Annotated in this window: 15 protein-coding genes; 11 read left to right on the top strand and 4 right to left on the bottom strand. The window is 74.1% G+C overall.

Translation table 11 applies throughout. From position 1 onward, the window contains the following. Positions 1-9: 9 nt before the first annotated feature. A complete protein-coding gene (locus tag AB0P35_RS26890; RefSeq protein ID WP_363515403.1) occupies positions 10-2,463 on the bottom strand; it encodes a transglycosylase domain-containing protein in 2,454 nt (817 codons plus the stop codon). A 280-nt stretch (positions 2,464-2,743) separates the two neighbouring features. Here AB0P35_RS26890 and AB0P35_RS26895 point away from each other — a divergent pair, with 280 nt between their 5' ends. The 8 genes from AB0P35_RS26895 to mycP all read left to right on the top strand — a co-directional run bounded on the left by AB0P35_RS26895 (position 2,744) and on the right by mycP (position 12,001). Next, the gene (locus AB0P35_RS26895; RefSeq protein WP_363515406.1) at positions 2,744-3,586 is read left to right on the top strand and encodes an ABC-2 family transporter protein; all 843 of its coding nucleotides are present in this window, start codon (positions 2,744-2,746) and stop codon (positions 3,584-3,586) included. 76 nt (positions 3,587-3,662) lie between these two features. After that, positions 3,663-4,436, top strand: coding sequence for an ABC transporter permease (locus AB0P35_RS26900; RefSeq protein ID WP_363515511.1), 774 nt, complete (start codon positions 3,663-3,665; stop codon positions 4,434-4,436). 50 nt (positions 4,437-4,486) lie between these two features. Then, positions 4,487-5,446 (top strand): ATP-binding cassette domain-containing protein, encoded by a 960-nt coding sequence (locus tag AB0P35_RS26905; RefSeq protein ID WP_363515409.1) that lies wholly within the window; start codon positions 4,487-4,489, stop codon positions 5,444-5,446. 87 nt (positions 5,447-5,533) lie between these two features. Then, on the top strand, positions 5,534-6,841 hold the full coding sequence (locus tag AB0P35_RS26910) for a DUF445 domain-containing protein (protein ID WP_363515412.1): 1,308 nt from the start codon (positions 5,534-5,536) through the stop codon (positions 6,839-6,841). Positions 6,842-6,879: 38 nt separating this feature from the next. Then, a complete protein-coding gene (locus tag AB0P35_RS26915; RefSeq protein ID WP_363515415.1) occupies positions 6,880-7,917 on the top strand; it encodes an adenosine deaminase in 1,038 nt (345 codons plus the stop codon). 321 nt (positions 7,918-8,238) lie between these two features. Next, positions 8,239-8,832 carry a hypothetical protein gene (locus tag AB0P35_RS26920; protein WP_363515418.1) on the top strand — a complete coding sequence of 198 codons (594 nt, stop codon included), beginning with the start codon at positions 8,239-8,241 and terminating at the stop codon, positions 8,830-8,832. Positions 8,833-8,866: 34 nt separating this feature from the next. Then, a complete protein-coding gene (locus AB0P35_RS26925) occupies positions 8,867-10,426 on the top strand; it encodes a hypothetical protein (RefSeq protein ID WP_363515421.1) in 1,560 nt (519 codons plus the stop codon). A 111-nt stretch (positions 10,427-10,537) separates the two neighbouring features. After that, positions 10,538-12,001 (top strand): type VII secretion-associated serine protease mycosin, encoded by a 1,464-nt coding sequence (gene mycP / locus AB0P35_RS26930; RefSeq protein WP_363515424.1) that lies wholly within the window; start codon positions 10,538-10,540, stop codon positions 11,999-12,001. Positions 12,002-12,076: 75 nt separating this feature from the next. On the opposite strand, the gene AB0P35_RS26935 is transcribed toward mycP, so the two are convergent. Both AB0P35_RS26935 and AB0P35_RS26940 read right to left on the bottom strand, forming a co-directional pair. Beyond that, a complete protein-coding gene (locus tag AB0P35_RS26935) occupies positions 12,077-13,147 on the bottom strand; it encodes a Gfo/Idh/MocA family oxidoreductase (RefSeq protein WP_363515427.1) in 1,071 nt (356 codons plus the stop codon). Positions 13,148-13,184: 37 nt separating this feature from the next. Further along, positions 13,185-14,219 (bottom strand): lytic polysaccharide monooxygenase, encoded by a 1,035-nt coding sequence (locus AB0P35_RS26940; protein ID WP_363515430.1) that lies wholly within the window; start codon positions 14,217-14,219, stop codon positions 13,185-13,187. A 337-nt stretch (positions 14,220-14,556) separates the two neighbouring features. On the opposite strand from AB0P35_RS26940, the gene AB0P35_RS26945 reads away from it, so the two are divergent. The 3 genes from AB0P35_RS26945 (at position 14,557) to AB0P35_RS26955 (ending at position 17,527) form a co-directional block, all read left to right on the top strand. Next, a complete protein-coding gene (locus tag AB0P35_RS26945) occupies positions 14,557-15,336 on the top strand; it encodes an HAD-IIA family hydrolase (RefSeq protein ID WP_030275764.1) in 780 nt (259 codons plus the stop codon). A 191-nt stretch (positions 15,337-15,527) separates the two neighbouring features. Then, positions 15,528-16,631, top strand: coding sequence for a low temperature requirement protein A (locus AB0P35_RS26950; protein ID WP_363515433.1), 1,104 nt, complete (start codon positions 15,528-15,530; stop codon positions 16,629-16,631). Between the two features lie 185 nt (positions 16,632-16,816). Beyond that, positions 16,817-17,527 (top strand): uracil-DNA glycosylase, encoded by a 711-nt coding sequence (locus AB0P35_RS26955; protein ID WP_095874737.1) that lies wholly within the window; start codon positions 16,817-16,819, stop codon positions 17,525-17,527. A 92-nt stretch (positions 17,528-17,619) separates the two neighbouring features. Here the strand turns inward: AB0P35_RS26955 and AB0P35_RS26960 are convergent, their stop codons facing one another. After that, on the bottom strand, positions 17,620-18,378 hold the full coding sequence (locus tag AB0P35_RS26960) for a CoA transferase subunit B (protein ID WP_363515436.1): 759 nt from the start codon (positions 18,376-18,378) through the stop codon (positions 17,620-17,622).

Consider the following 18,378-nt stretch of genomic DNA (forward strand, 5'->3'; position numbering starts at 1 on the left):
ACCGTCGGATCAGGGGGCATTGCGCTTCAGGGCCGGTCCGGTGGGGCGGGGGACGGGCGGCAGGCCGGGGGCCGGGGCGGGGGCGGCGGCGGGCCGGCCGGCCGGGCGCTTGACGGCGGGTGCGGGCGCCTTGGGCTTGGGCTTCGGCTTGGGCTTCGGTTTGGCCTTGGGGGCGGCGGGGGCCTGGGCGCTGGGCGAGGGCGGCTCGGTGTTGCCGGGGCCGGGCTGCAGGTCGAACTGGGCGACCGGGGCGCCGTTCAGGGCGGCGCCCATGTACGAGGTCCAGATCCGGGCGGGGAAGGTGCCGCCGTTGATCCGCTCGTAGCCGGCGGTGCCGGCCAGCGACTCCTTGGCGTGGGTCTTCTTGTCCTCGCGGAACAGGCCGACCACGGTGGCGAGTTCGGGGGTGTAGCCGGCGAACCAGGCGGACCGGTTGTCGTCGGTGGTGCCGGTCTTTCCGGCGGCGGGGCGGCCGAGGGCCTGCGCGGTGGCGCCGGTGCCGCGGGGGCCGACGGTGTCGCGCAGCACGTCGGTGACGGCGTCGGCGCTGGTGCGGCTCACGGCGGTGGTCGCCTCGTGGGCGGGCAGCACGGGCCGGTCGCCGGTGCCGGGCCGGTCCAGCGCGCTGACCGCCCACGGCCGGACCGCCTGGCCGTGGTTGGCGAGGGCGGCGTAGACGGCGGCGAGGTCGAGGGCGCTGGGGGTGGCGGTGCCGAGGGTCATCGAGCTGTGGTCCGGGTCCATGCCCTGGAGGCTGTCGGGCAGGCCCAGGCGGATCGCGGTGCGGCGGACGTTGTCGAGTCCGGCGTCGATGCCGAGCTGGGCGTAGACGGAGTTCACCGAGCGCATCATGGCCTCGCGCAGGGTGATCTGGCCGTGGTTCTCGTTGTCCTCGTTGGGCGGGGCGTAGGGGGTGGGGCCGCCGACGACGACGCGGCCGCTGGTGCCGTCGTACAGGGACTGGGTGGTGATGGGCTTGTTGTCCTGGCTGGTGCGGTCGCCCTCCAGGGCTGCGGCGAGGTCGATGGGCTTGAAGGTGGAGCCGACCTGGTTGTCCTGGCGGAGGGCGTCGTTGTAGGGCTGCACGGCGTAGTCGGGCCCGCCGTAGGCGGCGACGATGCGGCCGGTGCCGGGTTCGACGGAGGCGCCGGCGACCCGGACGTCGGTGTCGGTGCGGGGGCGGGCGCTTGGGTCGAGTTCGGCGGTGAGCTCCTGCTTGACGGCGTTGACGAAGGCGTCCTGGCGGTCCTTGTCGAAGGTGGTGGTGATCCGCCAGCCGCCGGCCTTGAGGGTGGCGGTGTCGAGGACGCCGGTCTGGGTGAGCCAGTCGTCGGCGATGTCGACGAGGTAGCCCGCCTGGCCCTCGAGGCCGCCGGCGGGCTGCGGGTCGAGGACTTCGGGGAAGGTGGTCGCGGTGCGGGTGGCCGGGTCGAGGAAGCCGAGGGTGACCATGCCGTCGAGGACGTAGTTCCAGCGCGCGACGGCCTTCTCGCGGTTGGCGGGGGAGGCGGTCCTGACGTCGTAGGCGCTGGGGGCCTGCAGCAGGGCGGCGAGGTAGGCGCCCTGGGCGAGGTCGAGGTGGGCGGCGTCGGTGCCGAAGTAGGCGCGGGCGGCGGTCTGCACGCCGTAGGCGCCGCGGCCGAAGTAGCTGGTGTTGAGGTAGCCGGCGAGGATCTCGTCCTTGCTGTCCTGCCGGTCGACCTTGAGCGAGATGAACAGCTCGCGGGCCTTGCGGGTGAGGGTCTGCTCCTGCGTCAGGTAGTAGTTCTTGACGTACTGCTGGGTGATGGTGGAGCCGCCCTGGAAGGCCCGGCCGCCCTGGCCCAGGTGGCTGACGTTCTGCCAGGCGGCGCGGAGCATGCCCTTGAGGTCGATGCCGCGGTTGCGGTAGAAGCTGCGGTCCTCGGCGGAGACGACGGCGTCCCGGACGTGCACGGGGACCTGGTCCAGCGTCACGTCCTCGCGGTTGACGGCCCCGGTGCGGGCGATCTCGGTGGTGCCGTCGGCGTAGTAGTAGACGTTGCTCTGGGCGAGGGCGTGCGCGTTGGGGTCGGGGACGGGCACCGCGAGGTAGAGCGCGGCGAAGGTGCCCGCGGCGAGCAGCAGGCCGCCGCCGCCGAGGGTCAGGGACGTGCGCCAGGTGGGGATGGCCCGGCGCCAGCGGGGGAGGGCGCGGCGGCGGTCGCGGCGTGCCCTGCGGCGCTGTCGGCGGCGGTCGCGGCGGGTGCCGGGCGTGGGGCCGGTCTCGTACGGCCGCTCCTGCTCGCGGTCGGGGCGGCGCGGTCCGGGGGCCCGGCCCGGTGGGGCGGCGGGCGCGGGGGCCGGCCGGGCGGGCGTGCCGGGGGCCGCGGGGGCGGCCGCGGAGCCGCGCTGGGCGGGCGGATCGGTGCGCGTGGCGGTGTCCTTCCCGGGGCGGTGGTGGCTCTCGCCCGCCGGGTTGTTGGCTCGCTGCGCTCTGGTCATGGGGAGATTATGGGCGATTTGACCCGTAATCAGGTGTTTTGGCCGGTCCGCTCGGGCGTGCCGGAATTCGCCTGCGCGGCCCGGCCCCCGGCGCTACGGTGAAAGGTGACAACCGCACAGCGCTGAGACATCGGTCAGCTCCGCCCGCCGCTCCGGACCCCCGGGGTGCGCCCGGTCGGAGCCGATCGGGGCTGCCCGTGCGTCCGCGCGCGGGCTGCTCGGCGTGCGCCCGTCCGGGCCCGCACACGACTGCGGACCGAAAAGTCGACAAGGAGACAATATGGTCAACGCCGTGGTCCCCGAACGGCGGGAGGGAGGCGGCCCGGCGGTCTACCGCGCGGTCGCCGCCGGCGCCTTCCGGCGCTACGCCACCTACCGCGCCGCCACCGCCGCCGGCACCGTCACCAACACCGTCTTCGGCTTCATCCTCGCCTACACCTTCCTCGCCCTCTGGCACGCCCGACCCGGACTCGGCGGCTACGACACCGCCCAGGCCGTCACCTACATCTGGATCAGCCAGGCCCTACTGGTCACCGTCGCCGTCTGGGGCGGCGGCTTCCAGGACGACGTCCAGGAACGCATGCGCACCGGCGACATCGCCGTCGACCTGCACCGACCCGTCGACTTCCAGGGCTGGTGGCTCGCCACCGACCTCGGCCGCGCCGCCTTCCACCTACTCGCCCGCGGCACCCTGGCTACCCTCGCCGGCGCCCTCGCCTTCGACCTGAGCCTGCCCCGCTCACCGCTGGTCTGGGCGGCCTTCCTGCTCTCCGCCCTGCTGGCCGTCACCGTCAGCTTCGGCCTGCGCTTCCTGGTCGTCCTCACCGGCTTCTGGCTGCACGACTCCGAGGGCGTCCGCGCCGTCGCCGTGGTCGTCGCCATGTTCTTCTCCGGGATGCTGCTGCCCATCACGCTCTTCCCCGGCTGGCTCGGCGGCCTCGCCGCCGCCCTGCCCTGGGCCGCGCTCATCCAGATCCCCGCCGACATCCTGGTCCGGCACCGCACCGGCACCGCGCTCGCCACCGGACTCGCCTTCCAACTCGCCTGGGCCGCCGCACTCTTCGCAGCCGGACGGCTCGCCCTCGCGCTCGCCGTGCGCAAGGTGGTGGTGCAGGGTGGCTGAGCAGACCCTCCTACTCCCCGCGGAGCGCCCCTCGCCGTGGACCCGGCTCCGCGGGGCCGTCCACGCCTGGTGGCTGATGGCCGGCATGTGGACCAGGTCCTCGATGTCCTACCGGACCTCCTTCACCCTCATGCTCGCCGCCAACCTCGCCACCACCTCGCTCGACTTCGCCGTCGTCGTCCTGATGTTCCGCCACACCGACACCCTCGGCGGCTGGACCCTCCCCGAACTCGGCTTCCTCTACGGCACCTCCGCCTTCGCACTCGGCACCGCCAACCTCTTCGTCGGCTCCGTCGACGCCCTCGGCACCCGCATCCGCACCGGCACCCTCGACACCATGCTGGTCCGGCCCGCCCCCGCCCTCGCCCAGGTCTGCGCCGAACGCTTCTCGCTGCGCCGCCTCGGCCGCCCCGTCCAGGCCGCCGCCGTCCTCGGCTGGTCCCTCACCGCCGTGCACGTGCACTGGACGGCCGACCGGATCCTGCTCGTCCCCGTGCTGCTGGCCTGCGGCAGCCTCATCTTCGCGAGCCTCTTCGTCGGCGGCGCCACCCTGCAGTTCTGGTGGGGCGAGGCCGGGGAACTCCAGCACTCCCTCACCTACGGCGGCGCCACCGTCCTCCAGTACCCGCCGACCGTCTTCGCCAAGGAACTCGTCGCCGGCACCGTCTTCGGCGTCCCGCTCGCCTTCGTCAACTGGCTGCCCGCACTGCACATCCTCGGCCGTCCCGACCCGCTCGGCCTGCCGACCGCCTTCCAGTACGCCTCGCCGGTCGCCGCCGTGCTCTGCGTGCTCGCCGCCGGCCTCCTCTGGCGGGCCGGCCTGCGCGCCTACCAGGGCGCCGGCAGCTGACAGCCCGTCCGAACCCCGCACCGCCCGCCGACGAACAGGAGCAACCCCCCATGGCCCTCATCGAACTCGACGACGTCCGCCGCACCTTCACCGTCCGCACCCGCACCGGGCGCCTGCGCCGCGAACGGCGCGAGGTGCACGCCGTCGACGGCCTCAGCTTCACCGTCGGCGCCGGCGAGTGCGTCGGCTACATCGGCCCCAACGGCGCCGGCAAGTCCACCACCGTCAAGATGCTCACCGGCATCCTCGTCCCCACCTCCGGCCGGCTCCGCGTCGCCGGCGTCGACCCCGCCCGCGACCGCACCGCCCTCGCCCGCCGGATCGGCGTCGTGTTCGGCCAGCGCACCACCCTCTGGTGGGACCTCCCGCTGCGCGACTCCTACGAACTCGCCCGCCGCATCCACCGCATCCCCGACGCCCGCTACCGCGCCAACCTCGACCGCTGCGTCGAACTCCTCGACCTCGGCGCCCTCCTCGACACCCCCGTCCGGCAGCTCTCGCTCGGCCAGCGGATGCGCGGCGACCTCGCCGCCGCCCTCCTCCACGACCCCGGCGTGCTCTACCTGGACGAACCCACCATCGGCCTCGACGTGGTCAGCAAGGCCAAGGTCCGGGCCTTCCTCCGCGAGGCCAACCGCACCCGGGGCACCACCGTGCTGCTCACCACCCACGACCTCGTCGACATCGAGCAGCTCTGCGACCGGGTCATGGTGATCGACCACGGCCGGCTCGTCCACGACGGCGACCTCGACGGCCTGCACGCCGCCGGCGAGAGCGAACGCACCCTGGTGGTCGACCTCGCCGAGGCGCACCCGCCGATCCGGGTGCCAGGCGCCCGCACCGTCAAGGTCGACGGACCCCGCCAGTGGCTGGCCTTCCCCGCCCGGGAGAGCGCCGCGCCGATCGTCGCCGCGGTCGCCGCCCGCTACCCGCTGGCCGACCTCTCCGTCCGCGAACCCGCCATCGAGGACGTCATCGCCCGGATGTACGCGGGCGTGGCCATCGGCTGAGCCGCACGGCCCCCGCCCTGCCGCCCCGATCACGCCGCCCGGCCCGGCGGCGCGATCAGGACGGCGGGCGCGGGGCAGACTGTCCGGGTGAGCGTCGAACAGAGAACCGGAACGGCCTCCCGACCTCCCGCCGGGGTCAGCTTCACCGAGGCCGACGAGCGCAAGCGCCTCGGCGTACGGCGGATGAAGACCATCGCCACCGGCCTGCTGGCCTTCGCCACCGCCGTCTTCGCCCTCGCCACCTGGGCCTCGGCCGCCGGCGCCGGGGCCTGGGCCGGCTACGTCGCGGCCGCCGCCGAGGCCGGCATGGTCGGCGCCCTCGCCGACTGGTTCGCGGTGACCGCGCTCTTCCGCCACCCGCTCGGCCTGCCCATCCCGCACACCGCGATCATCCCCACCAAGAAGGACGCCTTCGGCAAGTCCCTCGGCGACTTCGTCGGCGACAACTTCCTCTCCCCGCCGGTCGTCCGCGCCAGACTGGACGCCATCGGCATCTCCCGCCGGCTCGGCGAGTGGCTCGCCGCCCCCGGCAGCGCCGAGCGCGTCACCCGCGAGGCCGCCGCCGCACTGCGCGGTGTCATCGCCGTCCTGCGCGACGAGGACGTGCAGGCGGTCGTCGCCGAGGCCGTCACCCGCCGGGCCGCCGCCACCCCCGTCGCCGAACCCGCCGGCCGGCTGCTCGGCAAGGTCGTCGCCGACGGCGGCCACCACGGCGTGGTCGACCTGGTCAGCGTCCGCGTCCACCACTGGCTCACCGAGCACCACGAGGACATCGTCCAGCGGGTCACCAGCAAGACACCCGGCTGGACCCCCAAGTTCATCGACCACCAGGTCGGCGAACGGGTCTACAAGGAGCTCATGCGGTTCGTCACCGACATCCGCGACGACCCGCAGCACCCCGCCCGCGGCGCCGTCGACAACTTCCTCGCCGACTTCGCCACCGAGCTCCAGCACGACCCCGACACCATCGCCCGGGTCGAGCACGCCAAGGCCGACCTGCTGGAGCGCCCCGAGGTCCAGGACCTCATCGCCTCCTCCTGGGCAGCAGTCCGCACCCTCGTCCTCGGCGCCGCCGAGGACGAGCAGAGCGAGCTGCGCCGCCGCCTGCGCGACGGCCTCCGCTCGCTCGGCCGCCGCCTGGCCACCGACCCCAAGCTGCAGGCCAAGGCCGACGGCTGGCTGCAGGACGCCGCCGAGTACGTCGTCGCCACCTACCGCGAGGAGATCACCGCGCTGATCTCCGACACCGTCGCCGGCTGGGACGCCGACGACGCCTCCCGCAAGATCGAGGCCAACGTCGGCCGCGACCTCCAGTTCATCCGGATCAACGGCACGGTCGTCGGCGCGCTCGCCGGCCTGCTGATCCACACCGTCGCGGTGGCCCTCGGCGGATAGCATGCAGAGTCCGTTTGGCGTGCGAAGGAGCGTGTGTGGTGACCGAAGGCAGCAACCGGATCGAGGCGTTCATCGCCGGCATGCCCAAGGCGGAGCTCCACGTGCACCACGTCGGCTCCGCCTCCCCGCGGGTGGTCGCCGAGCTCGCCGCCCGCCACGAGGGCCGCAGCAAGGTGCCGGCCGACCCCGCGGCCCTGGCCGAGTACTTCACCTTCACCGACTTCGCGCACTTCATCGAGGTGTACCTGAGCGTCGTCGACCTGATCCGCGACCCCGAGGACGTCCGCGCCCTCACCTACGGCGTCGCCGAGGACATGGCCCGCCAGCACATCCGGTACGCCGAGCTCACGATCACCCCCTACTCCTCGGTCAGCCGCGGCATCCCCGACGTCGCCTTCATGGAGGCCATCGAGGACGCCCGCAAGTCCGCCGAGAAGGAGCTCGGCGTCGTCCTGCGCTGGTGCTTCGACATCCCCGGTGAGGCCGGCCTCGCCGCCGCCGAGGAGACCGCCCGGCTCGCCGTCGACCTCGCCCCCGAGGGCCTGGTCAGCTTCGGCCTCGGCGGCCCCGAGATCGGCGTGCCCCGCCCCCAGTTCAAGCCCTACTTCGACCGGGCCCGGGCGGCCGGCCTGCGCAGCGTCCCGCACGCCGGCGAGACCACCGGACCGCAGACCGTCTGGGACGCCCTGCGCGACCTCGGCGCCGAGCGGATCGGCCACGGCACCCAGGCCGTCCACGACCCCGCGCTGCTCGACCACCTCGGTGAGCACCGCATCGCGCTGGAGGTCTGCCCGACCTCGAACATCGCCACCCGCGCCGTCGAGCGGATGGAGGACCACCCGATCAAGCAGATGGTCGACGCCGGCCTGCTGGTCACCGTCAACAGCGACGACCCGCCGATGTTCGGCACCGACCTCAACACCGAGTACACCGTCGCCGCCCGCCTGCTCGGCCTCGACGAGGCCGGCGTCGCCGCCCTGGCCAAGAACGCCGTCGAGGCCTCCTTCCTCGACCCGGCCGGCAAGGCCGGCCTGGCCGCCGAGATCGACGCCCACCTGGCCGGCTGGCAGCGCTGACACCCCACCCGGGCCCGGGGCTGCGCGGCGCCGCGCAAACCCCGGGCCCGGGCGCGCTCCCGCGGGCCTTCCGGGGCGGGAACAACGGCCTGGGGAGGGGATGTTGTGACCGTCCGGTGACGAGTGCGTACCGATGGCGGCCGTACGCCCCGCCCCCCTGACGGGCCGTCGGTGCGGGCCGCTATGTTACGGGTGGGGGTTGCTGCCGCCCGTCGGTGCGCACAACCGACCGAACGGTGACAGACCCTGATTCCGGGGGCGAGAGATGTGGTGGTACGGCGGGCCGCGGCGGGCCGGTCGGACACGGGGGAGGTTTGAACGATGGTGAACGCGGCGGACTCCGGCGGCGGCAGCGGCGGCGGTACGTCCGGCTTCTTCTACAACGTCGTCTCGACGGTGACGGCCGCCCAGACCGCGGCCATGGTCGCGCAGTCCGCGGCGCTGGCCGGACAGGTCGGCACCCAGGCCGTCAAGGTCGAGGTCGAGAACCTGCAGACCTTCAAGAACAAGGTCGACGCGATCCTCAAGGACCTCGACGGCTCGCCCGCGAGCCACGGCGAGGTCTCCCAGCAGCAGCTGCAGACTTGGCAGCTCGGCCAGAACTTCGGCCAGGCCGGCAGCCTGATGAGCGCCTACGCCACGGTGCACGCCAACCTGGAGCAGCTGTCGAGGACGCTCTCCCTGCAGATCGAGGCGATGAGCGCCAGCATCGACATGGCGGCCCGCGGCTACGACAACGCAGACGAGGAACAGCGGCAGAAGTTCCACTCGATCCTCAACGAGGCCGGCACGCAGTCCCAGTTGCCGCCCGCGGGTGGCTACCGGGCTGCGGGCGGGGGCACGTACGCCCAGCCCGCCTCCTACACGCAGTCGGCCGCGCAGCCGACCACCGGCACCCAGCAGGGTGCGTACTGATGGACGCTCCGGCAGCGGACAGGGGGAGTGAGGCATGACCGAGAAGCGGTTCGTCCGGATGCACCGCGACGGCGACGACTTCGGCGGCGCCAGCCACGAGCAGCTGGTGGCCATGGTCGAGAGCGCGGACCCGGTGGCCGTCATGCAGGTCGGCCAGCGACTGATGCTGGCCGCCCAGAAGATGGACGACATCAGCAACGAGCTGCACGCCCACATGAGCGGCCTCGAGTGGGAGGGCCAGGCGGCCGAGAGCTTCAGGACCTGGGGCGGCAACGTCTCCAAGTCGACGATGCAGCTCGCCGACTACTCCCGGAACGCCGGCACCTACATGGCGACCGCCGGTGAGACCCTCAGCGAGGTCAAGTCGAGCATGCCGAACGTGCCGACCTCCGACATGGAGCTCGTCCGCCGGTACGAGGCTCAGCCGAACACGGCGGTCAGCGTCGGCGGCTTCATCGCCGGCGGCATGGCGATGCCCGGCGTCGGCAACCTCGTCGGTGGCTGGGCGGCCGACAAGGTCGCCGGCATGGTCGACTCCGACTGGGTCACCCAGGAGCAGGCGCAGGCCGCGCAGAAGCGCGTCGACCAGGCCCACCAGGACGCCATCCAGCAGATGGCGAAGCTGGGGCAGTCGTACGACCAGTCGGTCACGCGGCTGAATTCGGTGGAGCCTCCGGTGTTTCCGCCCCCGCCCGGCTCCAACTCCGGTGGTTCCGAGAACGTGCCCGTCGGAGGCGGTACCGGTGGCACCGGCGGTGGCACCGGTGGCTCGGGCCGGCCGGCGCAGATGCCCACGTGGACGCCACCGTCGGGCCATCAGGCGGTGCCCACGACGCCGCCGATCCACCAGGTGCCCACCGGGCCCGGCCCGGTGCACACCATGCCGTACCCGGCGCCGCACATCCCGAGCACGGGCATCGACCACGCGCCGACGGTGCCGACCTCGCCCAACCCCACACTGCCCGGCGGCACCCCGCCCGGTGGCGGCACGCTGCCCGGCGGCGGCAACCTCGGCGGCGGCGGTCTGCCCGGCGGCGGCCTTCCGGGCGGTCTCCCGGGCGGCGGCGGACTGGGCGGTCTGGGCGGCGGCCGCGGTGGCGGTGGCGGCGGCAGCACGGTCGGCGCGGGTCGCGCGGGCGGTACCGGCGGCGCAGGCACCACCGGCGCCGGGGCCCGCCCCGGCGGCACGTCCGGTACGGGCACTCCGGCCGCAGGCCAGGCGGGCCGCGGCGGCGCCCCCGGCATGGGCGGCATGCCGCACGCCGGCGGCGCGGGCGGCGGTGCGGGTGCCAAGGGCGGTGCCGGCGGCGGCCGTGCGGGCGGTGGCCTGGTGGGCCGGGCCGGCGGAGCGGTCGGCGGACGCCGCGGGCCTTCGGCCGGCGGCGAGTTCACCCAGGGCGGTACCGGTCTGCGCGGCCGGGCCGAGCGCGGCGCGGACGGCCGGTCCGGCCAGGGCGGCTTCGGCGGCGGGCACGGTGCCGCAGGCGCGGGCCGCAAGGACCGGAACCGCGGGAACCGTCCGGACTATCTCATCGAGGACGAGGACACCTGGACCTCCGGTTCGGGACCGGTCAACCCGGGCGTGATTGAGTAGGGATCAGGTCGACTGCCCGGCCGCGGGGCCACGAGCCGCCCCGGGGCCGGGCAGGTCCGTGCGTCGGGAGGCGTGCCGGGCCGACGACGACGGCTGACGAGGGAGAGCAGGATGCGGCGGACGGGCACGGCAGTGCGGGGGCGGCGGTTCGCCGCGGCGATGGCGGTGGCGGCACTGGCCGTCGGGGCGGCGGCCGGTCCGGCCTCCGGCGTGGACTCGATCCGCGCCCAGCAGTGGCACCTCGACGCCATGCACGCCCCGGACATGTGGAAGACCAGCACCGGCCAGGGCATCACCGTCGCGGTGGTCGACACCGGTGTCCAGGGCGACGCCCCGGACCTACAGGGCCAGCTCCTGGAGGGCACCGACCTCAGCGGGCTCAACAACTCCGGCGGTGTGCTGAGCGACATGGTCGGCCACGGCACCGGCATGGCCACCCTGATCGCCGGCAGCGGCAAGGGCCTCGGCGGCAAGGGCGCCTACGGCCTCGCGCCCGGCGCGAAGATCCTCCCGATCAAGGTGAACGCCGGCTCGGACCTCACGGCTGCGGCAGCCGACTACGCCACGCAGCTCGCGAACGGCATCACCTATGCGGCCGACCACGGGGCAAGGGTCATCAACCTGTCCCAGGGTGTCCACGCCGATCTGGTCAGGCCGGCCGAGCTCGAGGCGCTCAAGTCGGCGATCCAGCACGCCAACGCCAAGGGCAGCCTGGTCGTCGCCTCGGTCGGCAACGAGGGCGACAAGGGCAACCCGGTGAACTATCCGGGCGCGCTGCCCGGTGTGGTGGGCGTGGCCGCGACGGACCGGGACGGCAAGGCGACGTCCGAGTCCGAGCGCGGCGCGCAGGTCGCCCTGGCCGCGCCCGGTGCGGACATGTACCACGCGTGCACGGGATCGTCCGGGTACTGCAAGACGCACGGCACCTCCGACGCTGCCGCCGTGGTCTCCGCCTCCGCCGCGCTCGTGTGGGCCGCGCACCCGGACTGGACCAACAACCAGGTGCTGCGTGTGCTCATCAACACGGCCAGCAGCCCGAAGGAGCGCAGCGACTTCATCGGCTTCGGCGCGGTGCGGCCGCGGATCGCGCTCAGCGAGCCGGGCGACCCCGGCTCGGCCAGCGAGTTCCCGCTGAAGGCCGCGGCGGCCGCCGACCCCACCCCGGGCGCGGGCACCGGCGGCGCGTCCGCGCCGGGCACGGCGCCGGCCCAGCCCGGTTCCTCGCAGCCCGCGGCCGCCACCTCGTCCGACTCCGACTCGGACCCGCTCGACCTGCTGCTGTTCATCATCGGCGGGCTCGCGGTCGCCGCGGTGCTGCTGGTGATCGTCTTCTCGGTGCTCGGCCGACGGAAGAAGGCGGCCGCCGCAGGTGCGGCCCCGGTGCCGCCGACCGCGCCGTACGGGGCCCAGCCGCCGTACCAGGCGCCGGGCTTCCCCGCGCAGCAGCCGCCCGCGGGCCCGTACGGGCAGCAGCCGCAGGCCGCCCCCTACGGTCAGCAGCCCCCGGCTCCGGGCGGCTTCCCGCCGCCGCAGGGACAGACCCCGCCGCCCGGCGGCAACCCGTACACCCGCTGACGGGCTGAGGACACGCCCCGGGGCCGGCCGCGATCCGCGGCCGGCCCCAGGCGTTCCACCAGGACGGGCCGGCGCTCAGCCGAGCCGGACGACGCTGCCGGTGGCGGCAGAGCTGCGGGCCGCCTCCAGCACCGTGAGGGCGGCGACGGCGTCCCGGGGGTCCACCGGGGGCGGGGCGCCGTCGGCCAGCGAGGCGGCGACACCGGCGTAGAAGGCGGGGTAGTCACCCGGATCGGTGGGGACGCGGTCGGCGGCCTCGTCGGTGCCGAGGCTGCCGTACACGGCGGGGTCGTCGGCGCCCCACGGGTAGCCGTCGCCGGGGGTGCGGCCCGCCCTGAGGTCGTTCTCCTGCGGGTCCATGCCGAACTTGACGTACCCCGCGCTGTCGCCGAGGACCCGCAGCCGGGGGCCGCCGAGCGCGGCGAGGGCACTGGTCCACAGGTGGGAGCGGACCCCGGAGGCATGGGTGAGGGCGAGGAAGGCGTCGTCGTCGACCACGGCGCCGTCGCGGCGGGTGTCGATCTCCGCGTAGACCGTCTCGGCCGGGCCGAACAGCGTCAGCGCCTGGTCGACCAGATGGCTGCCCAGGTCGTACAGGGTGCCGCCGACCTCGGCCGGGTCGGCGAGCTCGCGCCAGCCGGGTTTGGGCTTCGGACGGAACCGCTCGAACCGCGACTCGAAGCGGTGCACCCGGCCGAGCGCCCCCTCGCCGATCAGCCGGCGGGCGGTGAGGAAATCGCCGTCCCAACGGCGGTTCTGGAAGACGGAGAGCAGCACCCCGGCCCGCTCCGCCGCGTCGCACAGCCGGGCTGCGTCGAAGGCGGTGCCGGCGAGCGGCTTGTCCACCACCACGGGGAGACCGGCGGCCACCGCGGCCTCGGCGAGCGGGACATGGGTGCGGTTCGGCGAGGCGACGACCACCAGGTCGAGCTCGTCGGCCCGGGCGAAGAGGTCCTCGGGGGTGTCGAGCGGCTGCGCACCCGGGTGGGCGCGGTGCAGCCGGTCGCGGCGGTCCGGGTTGGCGGTGACCACCGCGACCAGCTGCAGTCCGGGGGTGGTGGCGATCAGCGGGGCGTGGAAGGCGGAGCCGGCCAGGCCGTAGCCGATCAGGCCGACACGGAACGGGGGGCGGGACGCGCTGGTCATGCTCCCCACTCAACCACGGCCGCGCCGGCCGGCCGGGTCAGCGCGCGTGCGAGCCGCCGGCGCGGCCCCGGCGGCGCAGGACGGCCATCGTGGCACCGGACAGCAGGAAGGCCGTGCCGACGGCGGCGATCAGGCCGGTGGAACGGCCGGTGCCGGTCTGGGCCAGCTGCTGCCCTGCCGGGACGGCGGGCGCCCCGGAGTCCGCCGGGCCGCCGGCGGCACCGCCCGCGGGAGCGGTGTTCGCGGGGGCGGTGTTTGTCGCGGCGGAGGTCGCCGCGGCGGGGACGGCCGCCGGAGTGCCGGTGCCGGCGGGGGTGCCCTTGGTCGTGCCGGTCGGGGCCGCGCCGGTGGTGGACTCGTGGACGTGCGGGGTGCCGCTGCCCGCCGGCGGGACGGGGGCCGTGCCGGCCGTCTTCCCGCTGCCGTCGAAGACCACGTCGGAGCAGGAGTAGAAGGCCTCCGGGCTGTCCGAGCGCTGCCAGATCGCATAGATCAGCTGGCGCCCCTTCAGCCCGGCCGGGATCCGGCCCGGGAGCACGTACTGGCCGTCGACCAGCTGCGGGTCGGTGACGGTAAGGAAGGGCGTGGACTGCAGGTTCGACCAGGCGAGCGGCTTCGCCGGGTCGTAGGTGCCGTTGGTGACGTACAGCCGGAAGGTGCCGCGGTGCGGCGCGGTCGCCCGGTACCGGAAGGTGAAGGGGGAGCCGGCCGTCAGGTTGGTGGCCGGCCAGTCGGCGCGCGGCAGGTCCAGGCCGACGAACTCGGGGCTGTTGGCGCTGCACAGCCGGCCGTCCGGGATGAGCTGCTGGTGGCGGCCGTTGGCGTCGCCGATCCGCACGCCGTTCCAGTCGTACATCGCCTGGGTGCCGCCCCGGGCGATCGCCGCCGCACAGGCCGCCGACTTCGGGTGCTCCGGGCCCTCCAGGTAGCAGCCCTCGACACGGCTCAGCGGGTTCTGCATCGAACCGTGCGCGGCGGCGGTGCCGGTGCCGAGCGTGCCGGACAGGGCCAGGCCGGCGAGGGCGCCGGCGACGACGGTCACCCGGCGGCGGGCGGAGGGACGAGCGGGCATGGTGGCGCTCCTGGATCGAGGGTCGGGGACGCGGTGCCAGCACGCTAACCACTGCGCGGAGCCGAATTGACGGTCGATCAGTGCTGTTATGGGGCCTTTAAGGCCTTCTTGAGGCGGCGGGGCCGGTTCCACCGGGGAGCGGGTCCGGCGGCCCGGGGCCCGGCGGGGCACCGTCCGCTGGTCGGGACGTGCTCCCCGCCGGACAGGTGAGCGGATTAGGCTGGTCGTGTTGGGGCAGCCAGCAGGACCCCCACACGTCGCGGAAGGCCCGCTGCGGGCGCCGGGCGGAGGGGTGCAGTTCCGAACGACCACCCGCACGACCTCGGGAGACACGCACGTGGCAGACCGCAAGCCCATCGAGTCCTGGCTGACCGACATGGACGGCGTCCTCATCCATGAGGGCACGCCGATCCCCGGCGCGGAGGAGTTCCTCCGCCGCCTGCGGGAGTCGGGCAAGCCCTTCCTGGTCCTCACCAACAACTCGATCTACACCCCCCGCGACCTCAGTGCCCGTCTCGCCGGCATGGGCCTGGAGGTGCCGGAGGAGTGCATCTGGACCTCCGCCCTGGCCACCGCCAAGTTCCTCAAGAGCCAGCGGCCCGGCGGTACCGCGTACGTGATCGGCGAGGCCGGCCTCACCACCGCCCTCTACCAGGCCGGCTACGTGCTGACCGACAAGGACCCGGACTACGTGGTGCTGGGCGAGACCCGCACCTACAGCTTCGAGGCGCTCACCAAGGCGATCCGCCTGATCAACGGCGGCGCCCGGTTCATCTGCACCAACCCGGACGAGACCGGCCCGTCCACCGAGGGCGTGCTGCCGGCCACCGGCTCCGTCGCCGCCCTCATCACCAAGGCGACCGGCGTCGAGCCGTACTTCGTCGGCAAGCCCAACCCGCTGATGATGCGTGAGGCGCTCAACACCGCCGGCGCGCACTCGGAGACCGCCGCGATGATCGGCGACCGCATGGACACCGACGTGGTGTCCGGCATGGAGGCCGGCATGGAGACCATCCTCGTGCTGACCGGTCTCACCTCACCCGCCGACGTGGAGCGGTTCCCGTACCGGCCGACCCGCGTCGTGAAGTCCATCGCCGACCTGATCGACGAGATCTAGCCGGTACTCGCGCACCGCCGCAGCGCCGACCCCGCGGGGACGGGCTGTGGCGGTGCCGCCGTTCGAGCCTAGGGGGAGCAGTGGAACGGGTGACGGGAGTGGGCCGGCCGCGGCCGGAGGCAATGGGAACGCCGGGGGCGGAGGCGCCGGTCGTCCCGGACGGGCCGGGGGGCGTGGAGGCGCCGGGTGCCGTGGACGAGAAGCGGGTGACCTGGGCGGAGCTCTACTTCGACCTGGTCTTCGTCTTCGCGGTGACCCAGGTGTCCCAGCTGCTGCACCACCACCACGACTGGGTCGGGGCGGGCCAGGCGCTGGTCGCCTTCGCCCCGGTGTACTGGTGCTGGGTCGGCACCACCGTGCAGGCCAACGTGCGGGACGTCGACACTCCGCGCGACCGGATCGGGATCTTCGCGGTCGGCCTCTGCGGACTCTTCATGGCCCTCGCCCTGCCCGCCGCCTACGGGGCGCGCGGACTGCTCTTCGGCGCCGGCTACTGGGCCGCCCGGGTGGTCCTGCTCCTGCTGGTCCGCGGCATCCGCCGGGCCTGGGTCGGCCCGTACGGCGTCGGAGTTGCCGTCAGCGGCCCGCTGATGCTCCTCGGCGGGACGGTGGACGGCCCCGCCCGGACCGCGCTGTGGGCCGCCGGCGCCTGCTGCGACCTGGCCGCGCCGCTGGTCTTCCGCCGCCGGCTGGCCGCCGTGACCTACCACCCCGGCCATCTGCCCGAGCGGTTCGGACTCTTCCTGCTGGTCGCGCTCGGCGAGTCCATCGTGGGCATCGGCGGCCCCGTCGCCGACTCCGGGCTGCACACCGGCCAACTGGTGTCGGTGGCCGTCGCCTTCGCCATCTCCTGTGCGCTCTGGTGGCTCTACTTCGGCTTCGCCTCCGACGCCATGCGGTTCGCCGTGGAGACGGCCGCCTCCCGCCGCGACATGATCCGCTGGGTGTTCTCCTACGGCCATCTGCTGCTGATCGCCGGAGTCATCGCCGTCGCGGTCGGGTTCGGCGAGACCGTCGCCGAACCCGGGCACGCCCTCGGCCTCGGCACCGTCGCCCTGCTGTACGGCGGCTGCGTGCTCTACCTGCTCTCCTTCAGCTACACCCGGTGGATGATGTTCGGGAAGGTCTCGCCGACCCGGCTCGCGGCCACGGGCGTCGTCCTCGTCCTGCTGCCGCTGATGCCGCGGCTGCCCGCCCTCGCCGCCCTGGCCTCGCTCGCCGCCGTCCTCGTCGGACTCAACGCGGTCGAGCACGTGCGGGTGCGCCGCAACCGCGCCCGGGCGGTTGCCGCCTAGCACCGCCTCGGGCCGGCCGGTGCGGATTCGGCGCGGATTCGTCGCGAAATCCGGGCGGACCGGGGCGGATCGGGACGGGTGGCGCGGACTGTCGGTGCGGGTGTGTAGCGTTCAGGGTCGTAGGAAGTCGTACGTCGGAGCGGCCGCTGCGCAGTGCGGCGCGGTCGGTGGTGGGAGGAAATGTCGTGACGGATCTGGCTGAGGCGGCCGTGGACGCCGGTTTCGAGCTGCCCGAGTCCTGGCAGGACGTGCTCGCGGACGAGGTCGGCAAGCCGTACTTCGCCCAGCTGGCCGCCTTCGTGGCCGGCGAGCGCGCCGAGCACCAGGTCTTCCCGCCGGCCGGGCAGGAGTTCTCCGCCCTCGCGGCGACCCCGTACGACAAGGTCCGGGTGCTGGTCCTCGGTCAGGACCCGTACCACGACGACGGCCAGGCCCACGGCATGAGCTTCTCCGTCCTGCCGGGCACCAAGATCCCGCCGTCGCTGCGCAACATCTTCAAGGAGCTGCACGCCGACCTCGGCGTCGCCGCCCCGGACAACGGCTACCTGATGCACTGGGCCGAGCAGGGTGTGCTGCTGCTCAACGCGGTGCTGACGGTGCGCGCGCACGAGGCCAACTCGCACAAGGCGAAGGGCTGGGAGAAGTTCACCGACGCGGTGATCAAGGCCGTCAGCGAGCGCGAGGAGCCCTGCGTCTTCGTGCTGTGGGGCAACTACGCGAAGAAGAAGCTGCCGCTGATCGACACCACCCGCCACGTCGTCGTGCAGGGCGCCCACCCGTCGCCGCTCTCCGCGAAGCTGTTCTTCGGCAGCAAGCCGTTCTCGCAGATCGACCAGGCCCTGGAGGGCTTCGGCGCCGAGGCGATCGACTGGCAGATCCCGAACCTGAACGACTGACCTGCCCACCGGCACGGTGAAGGCCAGCCGCGCGCTGTGAGGGCAGCGCACGGCCGGCCTTGCTCTTTGCGGGCGGTACCGGTTCCCGCGGGTCAGGCGGGGGCTGTGACGGGTGCGTCGGCGGTGCTGCCGGTCCGGTCGGCCAGGGCGGGGGAGAGCCGCAGCGGCGGCTCGGTGGCGGCCCGGACCTCCTCGACCGTCCGGCCGGGGGCCACCTCGACCAGCAGCAGGCCCTCCGGGGTGACGTCCAGCACGGCCAGGTCGGTGACGATCCGGTGCACCACGCCGCGGCCGGTGGCCGGGAGCGTCAGCTCGTCGACGATCTTCGGCGAGCCGTCCCTCGCCGTGTGCTCCATCACCACGATCAGCCGCCGGGCGCCGTGCACGAGGTCCATGGCCCCGCCCATGCCCTTGACCATCTTGCCGGGGATCATCCAGTTCGCCAGGTCGCCGGAGGCCGAGACCTGCATCGCGCCGAGGACGGACACGTCGATCCGGCCGGCCCGGATCATGCCGAACGAGAAGGCGGAGTCGAAGTAGGAGGCGCCGGCCTCGACCGTCACCGTCTCCTTGCCCGCGTTGATCAGATCCGCGTGTTCGGTGCCCTCCAGCGGGTACGGGCCCACGCCGAGGATCCCGTTCTCCGAGTGCAGCACGACGTGCACCCCGGGCGGCAGGTGATTGGGGATCAGCGTCGGCAGGCCGATGCCGAGGTTCACGTACTGGCCGTCCCGCAGCTCCCGGGCGGCCCGGGCGGCGAGCACGTCCCGGGGGTCGAGGGCGGCGCTGCGCGGGGTGTCCGGTCCGGTGCTCGGCCCGGCGCTCGGGGCGGGGTTCTGCTGGGCGGTCAT

Origin of the sequence: Kitasatospora sp. NPDC085879 (assembly GCF_040686255.1) — a bacterium.
GTDB lineage: Bacteria > Actinomycetota > Actinomycetes > Streptomycetales > Streptomycetaceae > Kitasatospora.